Here is a 12180-nt window from a genome sequence, read left to right on the forward strand (position 1 = left end):
GGCGTGACTTCGCCTTGTCGCACGACTAGAGGTGGTGGGTGAGTCTCGGGGGCTTCATGCAATTTGTTCGCGTCGTTCTGGCGGTGATCGCCGCCTGGAGCCTGGCCGCACCGGCCCATGCCTATGATCCCGCGCCGTGGGTCGAGGACATACGCCAGATCCGCGCGACGCTGGACGCCCGCTATGCCAACCTCGAATGGCAGACGGTCGAGCGGGGGCTGGATCTCGACGCCCGCTTCGGGAGCCTGGAAGGCGCGGTGGGCAAGGTGTCGTCGGATGCCGAGGCCAGGGTGCTGGTCGACCGGGCGTTGGCCTATCTGGCCGACGGGCATCTGACGATCAGCTGGACGCGTCCGGCGACGGCCATGAACGGGCAGGCCGCGCCGAAGCTGCCCTGCGCCGATCCGGATGGACCGCGCGCCAAGGCCCCAGTGGCCGCCGGCCTGGCGGACTGGACGCCGCTGGACGGCGCGGGCGCGCGGGAGTTTCCGGGCGGAACGGTAATGGTCGACGGCCGCAAGCTCGGCGTCGTGCAGATCGGCCTGTTCGCGGCCGACCAGGCCGTGTGTGAGGCGGCCGCGGCTCGCCTAAAGCTGCCGCTGGACAAGCCGTGCGAGGGTGATTGCGAAGGACGGCTGGACACGGCCGTCTACCAGGAACTGACCGACCGTTTCGCCGCCCGCCTCGAGGGCATGAAGGCGGCCGGCGCGCAGGTGCTGATGATCGACCTGGCCGGCAACGGCGGCGGCCGAGAATGGGCCGAGGTCGCCGCCCGCATGGTCACGCCGGTGCGCCTGAACAGCGCGCCGGCCCGCTTCGTCCGTTCGCCCGAGGCCGCCGCCGAGCTGGAGGCTCGGGCGCTGGATATCGAGATGAACGTCAAGGAAGAGCGTGGTCCGCTGAAGGCGCAGCTGCTGGCCCAGACGGCCGACCTGCGGGTCCGCGCGGCGCAGGCGCGGCGTCCTTGCGAGCCAGGCCAGCCCTGCGCGCGCCTGGTCGACGCCGGCTACGGGACCGGGACCTGGGCCGCCGCCGACCCTCTGGTCCTGGCCGGCAAGCCCTGGGGGCAGTCGGTGTTTAACCCGATGAAATGGGCCTGGCGCGAGGGCGTCTGGGCGGGGCCGCTGATCGTGCTGGTCGATAGCCGCACCGGCAGCGCCGCCGAGGAGTTCAGCGCGCAGATGCAGGACAACAAGGCGGCGATCATCCTGGGCTCGCCCAGCGCCGGATCGGGCTGCGGCCACGCCACGGCGGCCGGGCCCGTGACGCTGAAGAACAGCGGCGGACGCCTGTTCCTGCCCGACTGCCTGCGCCTGCGGGCCGACGGCTCCAACGAGTTGGGCGGGATCGATCCCGACGTGCTGGTCGGCTTCCGCACGACCGACAGCGCGCCCTTGAAGGCCCGGCGCCTGGCCGTGCGCCTGCCCGACGCCGTGGCCAGGGCCGTGGCCCAGGCGGCCGCGCGCTAGAGCGCCGCCACCGCCGCCGCGTGCTCGGCGATCACCGCCTTGGTCGAGGCGTCGTTGTCGAACACCCCGTACAGGCCCTGCTCCTCCTGGGGCGGATCGCCGACGAAGCTCTTGTCGCCGTGCACGAACCAGGCGTCGGGATGCTGGGCGCGGCCTTCGCCGTTCCAGGCCCAGAAGTTGGTGCCGGCCACGGGGCCGCCGGCCTTCATGTCGTCCAGGGCCAGGCCGTAGATGGTCTTGTAGAACCGGTCCTTGTCGGCCGTGGCCGAGCCGGGGACGAAGGCGCGTTCCTCGCGGATCAGGCCGAACTCCTCGATGACCAGCGGCTTGTTCAGCGACCTGGCCAGGGCGATGTGGCGGGTGACGTAGTCGCGGCACTTGGCCTCGCCGTCGGCATAGGTCGCCGGCTGGTTCTTGACGTCGATCCAGCCCCAGTTGTTGGGCCAAACGTGCAGGGTCAGGTAGTCGATGGTCTCGGGCTTGTGGGCCTCGACCACGCAGGTCTCGCTGTGCAGGCAGCCCATGCTGCCCTCGCTGCCGGTGCTGACCAGGTGCTTGGGATCCAGCGTCTTGATGATCGTCGAGACGTCGCGGATCCACTTGTAATAGGTCGGCAGGTTCTTGTTGCCGAACGCATCGGTGCCGCCCGGTCGCGGCTCGTTGGCCAGCTGCCAGGCCATGATGGTCGGGTCGTCGCGATAGGCCTTGCCGGTGACCGTGTTCTGGCGGCCGACCAGCCCCATCAGGTAACGGCGGAACAGCGCATTGGCCTTCTCGTCGCCGTAGAAGCGGCCCGAATAGTCGGGGAATTCCGGCCACGGGTGGGCCGGGTCGCCCTGCTGGAACCACGGGCCATTGCCGACCCAGTTCAGATAGGCGGGCATGCCGCCCGACCAGTCCCAGAAATTGTTGACGTAGATCACCGCCTTCATGTCGCGCTTGGCCATCTCGGCCAGCAGCACGTCCAGGCCCTTGAGCAGGTCCTGGTCATAGACGCCGGGCTTTTCCTGGAAGGTCGGGGCGACAGCCGCCTTGGCCGGCGAGCGCTCGCCCGCGCCCAGGACCCGCAGGTTGGTGACGCCCAGGGCCTTCAGCCGGTCCAGTTCGCGCTTGAGCCGCGCGTGGTCGCCGGTGGCCCCGGGCGATCCCAGCCAGGCCCCGTACCACAGGTTCGCGCCGGTGAAGCGGTAGCGCTTGCCGTCCAGCATCAGCCGGCCGTCCTTGACGGTCACGAAGCCTTTGGGCGGGGCGGCGGGTTTCTTGGCGGCTGCCGCCAGGGCCGGGGCGGCGATCAGGCCGGCGGCCGCGCCGGCCAAGAGAAAGCGTCTGCTCAGCATCCTGGTGTTCCCCCGTAACCTTGTTTTGCGGGAGCCTAGCCGAGCGCGCCCCGACGGGGAAGGCGATTAAATAAAGATGATGAAAGAAATGCCGATCTCAGCGAGAGTGGGTGTGGGCGACGGTCCAGTCGACGATCGTGGCCAGCGCGCTCGGGGCGATGGTCTCTTCGATATTGGCGTACTCGCCCGGCGCGCCGGTGCGGGCGGTCTGGAACAGGTGGTTCAGGTCCGGCAACACCAGGGTCGTGGCGTCGGCGTTGCCGGCCAGGGCCGCCTTGATCGCCGGGATGTTCACCGCCGCCGAGACCTGCATGTCCTTGGCGCCGTTGATCGCCAGCACCGGCGCGCGGACTTGGGCCAGGGCCTGGGCGGGATCCACCGTCAGGAAGGTGCGGTACCAGGCCGAGTTGATCAGGGCGGAATTGCCCTCGGCGGCCTGCGGATTGCCGCCGCCCGCGAACAGCTTGAGCAGCTGCGGCTTGGCCTTGGCCTCGTCGGGCTCGGCCCGGACGAGGGCGTTGGCGGCCTCGACCAGCTTGGCCTGCTGGGTGGCGGCCTTCTCGCCGGCGCCGGAGGAGACGTAGATGTCGTGATACTGCCGGGGCAGGACCTGGTCGCCGGGCACGCCCGTGCCGGCCATCAGCACGATGAAGGCGATGCGCGGGTCCTTGGCGGCGACCAGCGGCGCGATGACCCCGCCTTCGCTGTGACCGATCAAGCCGACGCGCGCCGGGTCGATGTCCTTGCGACCGCGCAGATAGGCGACCCCGGCGGCGACGTCGGTGGCGAAGTCCAGCGTTGTGGCCTTGGCGAAGTCGCCGGGCTGCGAGCCGCCGACGCCGCGGTCGTCGACGCGCAGCACGGCCACGCCGCGCCGGGTCAGGGCGTCGGCCAGCACCAGGAAGGGCTTGTGGTCGAAGATCGTCTCATCGCGGTCCTGCGGGCCCGAGCCGGTGATCAGCAGGGCCACTGGGAATGGCCCCTCGCCCGGCGGCAGGGTCAGCGTACCGGCCAGGGTCAGGCCCGAGGCGGGATTGGCGTAGGCGACGTCCTCGGCGCGATAGGGGAACGGCGGCTTGGGGGTCTGTGGCCGCTTGGGCGCGACGATGGCCTGCGGCGTGCGCTCCAGCCGCAGCGGCAGGCGTGCGCCGTTCTGCGCCCACTCGCCCACGATCGACTTGCGGTCGGCGGCGACCTTGCCTTCGTAGGTCGCGGCCGGCGTGGTCAGGGTGACGGTCAGCTGGTCGCCGGCCAGGGTCGCGGTCGCCTTCAGGCCGGTCGTCTTCTGGGCCGGGCTGTCGACGCTGGCGGTCCCGTCGGCCTGCAGGTGGAACACCAGCGGCAGCTTCACCCCGACATCCAGCGTCCCGTACCAGTCGCCAGCGATCGGCGCGATCTGGGCGACCGCGACGACCGGCGCGAGCAAGGCGGCGACGAACGCCGCGCGAGGCAGGAAACGCATGTGGCTGTGAACTCCCCGAACTTTGCCGGGGAGGATGATCATGGGTAGAGCGCGGCGTCTACCGTCGCTCCAGGCTGTGGCGGATTCGGGTGACGATCACGTGTGAGCCGCGAACCCTGTAGCGGATAATGTAGGCGTGGCGGCCGAAAGGAACATTGATTTCGCGGGTGGTCGGGCCGGTGGCGCGACCGCGTAGCGGCGTCTCGGCCAAGCTGTCGAACGCCTCCAGCAACAGAGGGCCCACGCGCGCGGCCGCGTTGAGATCATGTGCGCAAAGCCAGGCCTCGAGACGGTCGACGTCTCTCTGAGCGTTCTCCGAAACGGAGACGGTGAAGCTCAATCGCGACCGCCGAAGCGGCGCAAGCGTTCGCGGAACTCGGACAGAGGGATCGACGCCATTTCGCCGCGTTCGACGGCGTCGGCAATGGCCTCGTCGATGGTCGAGTCCAGATCGATTGCAGGACTGGCGGCCAGCTCGATCTCGCGATTGATCAGGAGCGTGGCGTAGTCTTCCGGAGACATGTCCAGCCGTTCCGCCAAAGCCTTCAGCTTTTCGGCCTGCTCAGCGCTGATGTGGATGTCGAAACCATCGGCCATGGGCGAAGGGTCTCGCCCATGGCCTTCGAGGTCAAGATCAGAGATTCAGCAGCGCTGGGTCGCCGCCCTGGGCCGTGATGTTGACGCTGACCGCGCGTTCCACCGCGAACCGCAGCAGGGCATGCGGCCCGCCGGCCTTGGGGCCGGTGCCCGACAGGCCTTCGCCGCCGAACGGCTGGACGCCGACGACGGCGCCGGTCATCGAGCGGTTGACATAGGCGTTGCCGGCCGGGACCAGGCGCTGGACGTCGGCCGCGAAGCTTTCGATCCGCGAGTGGATGCCCAGGGTCAGGCCGTAGCGGCGGGCCGCCAGGGCGCCGGCGACCGCGTCCAGGTGCTCGGGCTTGTAGCGGACCACGTGCAGGATCGGGCCGAACACCTCGCGCTCCAGGAAGTCGGCGGCCGGGATCTCGGCCAGGACCGGGGCGAAGAAGGTCCCGCCGGCCGGGGCGGCCAGGGCGTGCAGCACCTTGGCTTCCTTCTTCAGGCGCACGTGGTGCTTGTCCAGCGCGTCCTTGGCCTCGGCGTCGATGACCGGGCCGACGTCGGTGATGGCCAGGGCCGGGTCGCCGACCACGAGGGCGTCCATGGCGCCCTTCAGGCCGTCGATGATGTGCTCGGCGGTGTCTTCCGGCAGGAACAGCAGGCGCAGGGCCGAGCAGCGCTGGCCGGCCGAGCCGAAGGCCGACAGGATCACGTCGTCGATGACCTGTTCACGCTGGGCGGTGGTGTCGACGAACATGCCGTTGAGGCCGCCGGTCTCGGCGATGAACGGCACGATCGGGCCTTGGCGCTGGGCCAGGGTCTGGTTGATCCGCCAGGCGGTGTCGGTGCCGCCGGTGAAGGCGACGCCGTCCAGGCCTTCGTGGCTGGTCAGGGCCGCGCCGACGGTCTCGCCGCGACCCGGCAGCAGGGCCAGCAGGCGGCTGTCCAGGCCGGCGGCGTGGTAGAGCTTCACGGCCTCGAAGGCGATCAGCGGGGTCTGCTCGGCGGGTTTGGCCAGCACGGCGTTGCCGGCGGCCAGGGCGGCGGCGATCTGGCCGGTGAAGATGGCCAGCGGGAAGTTCCACGGGCTGATGCAGACGAAGACGCCGCGACCGGCCAGATGCAGGGTGTTGGTCTCGCCGACCGGGCCCTTCAGGACTTCACCCGCGCCGAACTGATCCTCGGCCAGCACCGCGTAGTAGCGGCAGAAGTCGACGGCCTCGCGGACCTCGGCGATGCCGTCGCTCAGGGTCTTGCCGGCTTCGCGGGCCAGGATGGCGATCAGGCGGTCGATGTTGTTTTCCAGCGCGTCGGCCATGGCGCGCAGGGTCTTGGCGCGAGCCGGGCCGCCGGCCTGGTCCCAGGCGGGCTGGGCCGCGCGGGCCAGGCGGAAGGCTTCGTCGATCTGTGGGATCTGGGCTTCGGAGACCGCGCCGACCGTCTTGTGCTCGTCGGTGGGGGCGACCACGGCCAGCGGCGGGCCGCCGGCGGTGAGCTTGCCGCCGATCAGCGGGCCGGCCGACAGGGTGACGCCGTCCAGCGCGGCGACGGCGGCTTCCAGGCGCGTGCGGTCAGCTTTCACGGAGAGGTCGAGACCGGCGGAGTTCTGGCGACGCGGGCCGTAGACGTCGATCGGCGTCGGGATCTTGGCGTGGCGCTCGGGGTGGGCTTCGACGGTGTCGATCGGGTCGGTGACGACCTTCTCGACCGGCACGCGCTCGTCCAGCAGGGCGTGCACGAACGACGTGTTGGCGCCGTTCTCCAGCAGGCGACGCACCAGATAGGGCAGCAGGTCCTCGTGGCCGCCGACCGGGGCGTAGGCCCGCAGGGTGATGCCGTCATAGAGGTCGTCGGCGGCCTTGTAGAGAGCCTCACCCATGCCGTGCAGGCGCTGGTGCTCGATCTTGACGCCGGCGTTCTTGGCCATGCGGACCACGGCCGCCAGGGTGTGGGCGTTGTGGGTGGCGAACTGGGCGTAGAGGTGCGGGGCGGCCTCGATCAGGGCCTTGGCGTTGACCAGGTACGACAGGTCGGTGGCCGGCTTGGTCGTGTAGACCGGATAGTCCGGACGGCCGGCGACCTGGGCGCGCTTGATCTCGCTGTCCCAATAGGCGCCCTTGACCAGGCGCACCATCAGGCGGCGGCCGGTCTCTTGGCTAAGGGCCTTCAGGCGAGCGATGACCTCGCCGCAGCGCTTCTGGTAGGCCTGGACGGCTAGGCCGAGGCCTGTCCACTCACCCAGCTCTGGCTCTCGGCACAGGCGGTCCAGCAGCTTCAGCGACAGGGCCAGGCGGTCGGCCTCTTCGGCGTCGATGGTGAAGTTGATGTTGTGGCGGGCGGCGATCAGGGCTAGGCGCAGGGTGCGGGGATAGAGCTCCTCCCACACGCGGTCCTCGTGGGTGGCCTCATAGCGCGGGCACAGGGCCGACAGCTTGACCGACACGCCGTGGCCGGCCTCCGGAGCGGCGGCCTTGGACAGCTTGCCGACCGTCTCGATGGCGTCGGCGTAGGACTTTTCGTAGCGCTCGGCGTCGGCGGCGGTGCGGGCGCCTTCGCCCAGCATGTCGAAGCTGCACATGTCGCCTTCGTTGGCGGCGCGCTTGATGGCGGCCTCGATCGTCCGCCCTAGGACGAACTGCTCGCCCATGATGCGGATCGCCTGGCCGACGGCGGCGCGGATCACCGGTTCGCCGATGCGGCCGGCCAGCTTCTTGATGAAGCCGGGCAGGTCCTTCTGGGCCTCGGTGTCGGGCTCGACGATCTTGCCGGTCAGCATTAGGCCCCAGGTCGAGGCGTTGACGAACAGGCTGTCGCTGCCGCCCAGGTGGCTGGCCCAGTCGGCCGAGCCGATCTTCTCGGCGATCAGCTTGTCGCGGGTGTCGTCGTCGGGGGTGCGCAGCAGGGCCTCGGCCAGGCACATCAGCGCCAGGCCCTCGCGGGTGCCCAGGCTGAACTCCTGCAGGAAGCTCTCGACCACGCCTTGCTTGCGGACACTGCGGCGGGCCCCGCGGACCAGGGCCTCGGCCTCGGCGCGGACGGCGGCGCGGTCCTCGGCGGACAGGGGCTTGGCGGCCAGCAGGTCGGCGATCACGGCGGCTTCGTCGCGATACTTGCCGGCGTCGAGGCTGTCCCAGTCGGTCATGGTCGGTCCTTCGTTAGAATATCATCGGTCTAACTTGGCTTCGACAGAAGGTGCTTCGTTTGTTGAGTGGCGGGTCCGTATGTTCTTCGGTCAAAGCGCGAAAAACGTTCGTCCGCTCCAGCGCGCGTCAGGGCGCGACGTGATGAGCGCACGTGGGGGACAATGCTCTGGAAGTGGGGAGGGAGGAAGGGGCGCGGCTATTGGGGGGAGCGCACACGCCCCTTCCTCTCTTGCGCGACGCCCTATTGGGGGGAGCGAGCGTCGCGTAGGTTCCAGACTGCCGGTGGCTGACCGGTCCGCTCGCGCCTTCAGGAGGAGGGGAGCGCAAGCGGCGCTGGAACGATCGGAGGTGTAACGCTAAGCTTGCCGAAGGTGCTACGTTTGTGAGCGCTACTTTTCGAAGCTTCTTCGGTGAAATCGCCCCATGTCCATTTCTGCTCTAGATGACACCGATCGCCGGCTGTTGAAGGTTCTGCAGGTCGACGGCCGCATCACCAACGCCGAGCTGGCCAAGCGCTGCAACCTCTCGCCGGCCGCCACCTTCGACCGCGTGCGCCGCCTGCGCGAGCGCGGCTACATCACCGGCTATGCGGCCTTGCTGGATCCGGCCAAGGTCGACCGGGCGCTGCTGATCTTCGTGGAAGTCGTGCTGGAGCGCACCACGGGCGAGGTGTTCGAGGACTTCGCCGCCGCCGTCCGCCGCGCGCCCGAGATCCTGGAGTGCCACATGGTGGCCGGCGGCTTCGACTATCTGATCAAGGCCCGCGTGCGCGACATGGAGGCCTACCGCAACTTCCTGGGCGACATCCTGGTGAAGATGCCGGGCGTGCGCGAGACGCGGACCTATGCGGTGCTCGAGGAAGTGAAGAGCACGGTGCAGCTGCCACTCTAGGCTGGAGACCGCGCCAACCGGTGGGGCAGTGGCGCGGTCTTCGCCGAGACGACGCGGCTGGTGCGTCGAAACTGACGGTCATCGCGGGCGGAGACTTGGGGGACGCCATCCCGCCGACGACAGCTCAGCTTTATCGCAATCGTTTGCGCAGTCACGCAACCTCAGGCGTCAACGACCCCGCTTCGGGTTACCCGGCCCGCTCGCGATCGCGGAAGGCGGCCACCTTGGCGCGATTGCCGCACGCGCTCATCGAGCACCAGCGGCGGTCGCCCTTCCGCGACGTGTCCAGGAACAGGATCGCGCACACCGGCCCCTGGCATTGGCGGATGCGCGACCCGTCGGGGCCGCCCAACAGGTCGATGGCCTCGCGGGCCACGCTGGTCAGGAGGTCGCGCGCCGAGCCCTTCAGGCGCGGGGCGCCCGAGGCGTCCAGCCACGGCGCGGCGGCGGGCTTGGCGGCGAAGGCATTGAGTGCTTCGCGCGGTGTCTCGGGCAGGGGGCGGTCTTCGGCGCGGGCCAGGGCCAAGGCGTAGAGCGTCTCGCGAAGCTCCCGCGCGGCCGAAAGATCTTCGGTCGAAGCGCTGCTCAAGCCGTCAGTCAATCCCGCCGCCACCAGCCAGCGGTCGAGGTCGCCCGGCGCGGCCAGGGCGTCGCGGTGGTTCCCGCTCACCCGCCCCGCCAGGGTGGCCGGCAGATCCAGGGGCAGGCGGCCGCCCCGGAAGCGGAAGCCGTCGCGGGTCTCTTCAAGTTTGGGTGTCACGAACATCTCTATGGAAACCGGATTGACAGGTTAGCGGCGTTCGCCGAGTTTGCGCCAGTAACCTATTTAACAAGTTACATGGGGTGCGAAGATGCTGACGACCATGACGGTGCTGGCCCTGCTGGCCGCCGACTTCCCCCTGGCCGGGACCTGGACCCTGACGGCCGCCGACCGCCTCACCCCGGCGGGCGTGCGCGAGCACGACTATGGCGCGGCGCCCAAGGGCCGGCTGATCGTCGACCAGGCGGGCCGCTACAGCCTGCAGATCTTCAAGTCCGAACGCACGGGCTTCGCCTCGGGCGACAAGAAGCGCGGGACGGCGGAGGAGTATGCGGACGCCGCCCTGGGCTCCTCGACCCACTACGGGACGATCGCGATCGACGAAGCCGCCCACCAACTGGTGTTCAAGATCGAACGCGCGTCGTTCAAGAACTGGGAGGGGACCACCCAGCGACGGGCCTACGACCTGAAAGGCGACGCCCTGAGCTGGCGCGTGCCCAAGGCCCCGGACGGCAACGTGCCGATCTCGGAATGGAAGCGCGAGCGGTAGGGCTGGTTTCGATCCACTATACAACCTGGGTGCGGCCAAACGCGCTGACTGCGTAACGACTGCCGATTCCGAGTCTAAAGGGACGCCAGAGCGATGTAGCTCTGCGGTGGCGCTAAGTGGCAATGTTGCCTGTAGGCTCGGCGATAAGAACGCAGTTCTCATTCAGCTCATAAGGGCCGCCGTATGTAAGATTGAAAAGCGTTTCGCGCTTCTTTCCAAAGACATCCACGTATTCCGCTCCGCCAATGACGCGAATACAGACGGTACCATTCTCAAGCTGAGAAGCGATCTCCTTAGTGATCGGGGAAGGGAGTCTCACCGTGAGGTGTTTTTCTTGCCCGGGTCCAATGCTGCCACCACTGTCAGGAAATTTATCCGGTCTAGCAGGGTACTTCTCGGCCGGGTTATGTGGTCCAAGGCCAACTCCTACCCAAGATCGCATCTCGCTAGCTGGAGTGTTGCCACAGTTCTTTATTGCAACGTGAGCCTGTGGCTGGCCGCCGATTTCCAATCCCCTAATCTCGGCAAGAGATACCGACAGGTAGGCTCGAAGTTGAGTTTCGGACTGCGTGCGCATGATCTCGGCTTGGCGATCGGCGGCGTAGGCAAGTTGCCTGCTAGCGTCAAGCTGAGCGGCAAATCTCCGCTCCTGTTCGGCAGAGTCGGCCCGTTGTTCTTTTAAGGCCTCTTTGGTCAGTTCAAGATTGTCGTTATCGGCCCTTGCGCTGTCGCGCGCTGCCATCCAGGCATTGCGGGCGTAGAGGACAGTCATGGCGAGACCAACGAGCCCAACGAAACTGAAGGCTGTCTGCCAAATCGCCACATGGACCGCATTCTCGGCAGCTACGGCAGATCGAGTATCGGCAGCAGCGCTTTCGCAGTTCTTTGGGGCGGACTGGCCGAGGCATTGTGCAGAGGCTTGGCGCGCCATTTCCTCGCGCGCTGAAATATGCCCCATGTCGGCCGCAGTCGTAAGCAGGAGCCACACAACCCCCATCAGTGCTATGCCAGCAACCAGACCGCCCATAGCGGCGCTATACTGACTGGAGCGGCTAGCGCCGCCATCGCCCATCATATTGCCTCTCCGAACGGGGGTCGGCGACGTTTGCACAGCGAGGGTTCAAGCGCAAAGCTCTAGCAGCCATCGCTGTCCAGGCCGTGACCGCCGTCACGCTTAGTGCCCCTTGATCCACGCCCGCGTGTTCGCCAAGTCCAACGTCACTACCCAGTCCTTGAGCAGCGGCACGCCGATATTGCCGTCGATGACCAGGTCCATGACCAGCCCCTGGGTCGCGACCTTCGGCCCGCCCGGGATCGACAGGGCCACCGGCTGGCGGTCCTTGCTCTCCGGGTTCAGGCCCAGCAGGGCGGCGTTGTGTTGGGCGACGACGACGGCGCCGTTGCTGCCGCTGTCGAGCTCCATCCAGACCGCGCCCTTGGGGGTCTCGACCGGTACGAACGGGGTCAGGGCCAGGCCGCCGGCGTCGCGGGCGAAGCGGACGGGGACCTCCTGGGCGCCCTTGATGCGGGCCTTGAAGCTGGCGGGGGTCTCGACGACCAGCTTCTGGCCGCCGAGGTCGAGCGTGACGACCTGGCCGGCGAAGGCGTCCAGCGCGACCGAGCCCTCCAGCGTCGGGGCGTCGGGCGGCAGGAGCTTGGAGAAGTCGAAGACGCCGGCGGTCGGCACGGCCAGCTTGGCGCCGGCGGCCTCGATCACGACCTTGTCGCAGCGGGTCAGGTCGACGCGGTCGCCGCGCATGCGGTGGCCGGTGATGCGGCCCCAGGGCTCGCAGCCGATCTTCTTGGCGGTGGCCGGGGTGATGGCGGTGATGCCGCCGGCGGTGTCGAGCAGGTAGCGACCGCCGTCCTTGGCCTGGAACGACCACAGCACGCCCAGATAGGGCTCGAGCGGGATGGTCACCTGCGCGGCGGCGGGCGTGGCGGCCAGCAAGGCGGTAGCGATAAGCGAAGACAGAAAACGCATGG

At 68.6% G+C, this 12180-nt stretch carries 11 protein-coding genes; 3 read left to right on the forward strand and 8 right to left on the reverse strand.

All coding sequences use genetic code 11. The features are described 5' to 3' along the window. Positions 1-56: 56 nt before the first annotated feature. Positions 57-1469 carry a S41 family peptidase gene (locus AC1RRR_RS15765; RefSeq protein WP_492814501.1) on the forward strand — a complete coding sequence of 471 codons (1413 nt, stop codon included), beginning with the start codon at positions 57-59 and terminating at the stop codon, positions 1467-1469. Here the strand turns inward: AC1RRR_RS15765 and AC1RRR_RS15770 are convergent. The 5 genes from AC1RRR_RS15770 to putA all read right to left on the reverse strand — a co-directional run bounded on the left by AC1RRR_RS15770 (position 1466) and on the right by putA (position 7992). Then, entirely contained in the window at positions 1466-2806 is a 1341-nt protein-coding gene (locus AC1RRR_RS15770) for a glycoside hydrolase 5 family protein (RefSeq protein ID WP_492814503.1), read from the reverse strand. The two genes, AC1RRR_RS15765 and AC1RRR_RS15770, sit on opposite strands and share 4 nt — an antisense overlap. A 97-nt stretch (positions 2807-2903) precedes the next feature. Further along, a complete protein-coding gene (locus AC1RRR_RS15775; RefSeq protein WP_492814505.1) occupies positions 2904-4268 on the reverse strand; it encodes an alpha/beta hydrolase family protein in 1365 nt (454 codons plus the stop codon). A gap of 58 nt (positions 4269-4326) precedes the next feature. Then, a complete protein-coding gene (locus AC1RRR_RS15780) occupies positions 4327-4608 on the reverse strand; it encodes a type II toxin-antitoxin system RelE/ParE family toxin (protein WP_492814507.1) in 282 nt (93 codons plus the stop codon). Continuing rightward, positions 4605-4865, reverse strand: a complete 261-nt coding sequence (locus AC1RRR_RS15785; protein ID WP_492814509.1) for an antitoxin — start codon at positions 4863-4865, stop codon at positions 4605-4607. Before AC1RRR_RS15785 ends, AC1RRR_RS15780 begins: the two co-directional genes overlap by 4 nt. A 37-nt stretch (positions 4866-4902) precedes the next feature. After that, positions 4903-7992, reverse strand: a complete 3090-nt coding sequence (putA, locus tag AC1RRR_RS15790) for a bifunctional proline dehydrogenase/L-glutamate gamma-semialdehyde dehydrogenase PutA (RefSeq protein ID WP_492814511.1) — start codon at positions 7990-7992, stop codon at positions 4903-4905. A 424-nt stretch (positions 7993-8416) separates the two neighbouring features. On the opposite strand from putA, the gene AC1RRR_RS15795 reads away from it, so the two are divergent. Further along, positions 8417-8884: an Lrp/AsnC ligand binding domain-containing protein gene (locus tag AC1RRR_RS15795; RefSeq protein ID WP_492814512.1), complete on the forward strand. Its 468-nt coding sequence runs from the start codon at positions 8417-8419 to the stop codon at positions 8882-8884. Positions 8885-9071: 187 nt separating this feature from the next. On the opposite strand, the gene AC1RRR_RS15800 is transcribed toward AC1RRR_RS15795, so the two are convergent. Then, the gene (locus tag AC1RRR_RS15800; protein WP_492814514.1) at positions 9072-9644 is read right to left on the reverse strand and encodes a CGNR zinc finger domain-containing protein; all 573 of its coding nucleotides are present in this window, start codon (positions 9642-9644) and stop codon (positions 9072-9074) included. Positions 9645-9735: 91 nt separating this feature from the next. Between AC1RRR_RS15800 and AC1RRR_RS15805 the strand changes: the two genes are divergently transcribed. Further along, the gene (locus AC1RRR_RS15805; protein WP_492814516.1) at positions 9736-10194 is read left to right on the forward strand and encodes a lipocalin-like domain-containing protein; all 459 of its coding nucleotides are present in this window, start codon (positions 9736-9738) and stop codon (positions 10192-10194) included. Between the two features lie 112 nt (positions 10195-10306). On the opposite strand, the gene AC1RRR_RS15810 is transcribed toward AC1RRR_RS15805, so the two are convergent. Together AC1RRR_RS15810 and AC1RRR_RS15815 are read right to left on the reverse strand one after the other, a co-directional pair. Beyond that, positions 10307-11269, reverse strand: a complete 963-nt coding sequence (locus AC1RRR_RS15810; protein ID WP_492814518.1) for a hypothetical protein — start codon at positions 11267-11269, stop codon at positions 10307-10309. Positions 11270-11368: 99 nt separating this feature from the next. Continuing rightward, entirely contained in the window at positions 11369-12178 is an 810-nt protein-coding gene (locus AC1RRR_RS15815; RefSeq protein ID WP_492814520.1) for a hypothetical protein, read from the reverse strand. Positions 12179-12180: the final 2 nt, after the last annotated feature.

The sequence above is a fragment of the Caulobacter sp. GW821-FHT12D05 genome (assembly GCF_058807295.1).

What these genes read in the sequence shown, in the direction of transcription:
- AC1RRR_RS15765 (WP_492814501.1), top strand. Translation starts at nt 57, where the DNA reads ATGCAATTTGTTCGCGTCGTTCTGGCGGTGATCGCCGCCTGGAGCCTG.
- AC1RRR_RS15770 (WP_492814503.1), bottom strand. Translation starts at nt 2,806, where the DNA reads ATGCTGAGCAGACGCTTTCTCTTGGCCGGCGCGGCCGCCGGCCTGATC.
- AC1RRR_RS15775 (WP_492814505.1), bottom strand. Translation starts at nt 4,268, where the DNA reads ATGCGTTTCCTGCCTCGCGCGGCGTTCGTCGCCGCCTTGCTCGCGCCG.
- AC1RRR_RS15785 (WP_492814509.1), bottom strand. Translation starts at nt 4,865, where the DNA reads ATGGCCGATGGTTTCGACATCCACATCAGCGCTGAGCAGGCCGAAAAG.
- putA (WP_492814511.1), bottom strand. Translation starts at nt 7,992, where the DNA reads ATGACCGACTGGGACAGCCTCGACGCCGGCAAGTATCGCGACGAAGCC.
- AC1RRR_RS15795 (WP_492814512.1), top strand. Translation starts at nt 8,417, where the DNA reads ATGTCCATTTCTGCTCTAGATGACACCGATCGCCGGCTGTTGAAGGTT.
- AC1RRR_RS15805 (WP_492814516.1), top strand. Translation starts at nt 9,736, where the DNA reads ATGCTGACGACCATGACGGTGCTGGCCCTGCTGGCCGCCGACTTCCCC.
- AC1RRR_RS15810 (WP_492814518.1), bottom strand. Translation starts at nt 11,269, where the DNA reads ATGATGGGCGATGGCGGCGCTAGCCGCTCCAGTCAGTATAGCGCCGCT.
- AC1RRR_RS15815 (WP_492814520.1), bottom strand. Translation starts at nt 12,178, where the DNA reads ATGCGTTTTCTGTCTTCGCTTATCGCTACCGCCTTGCTGGCCGCCACG.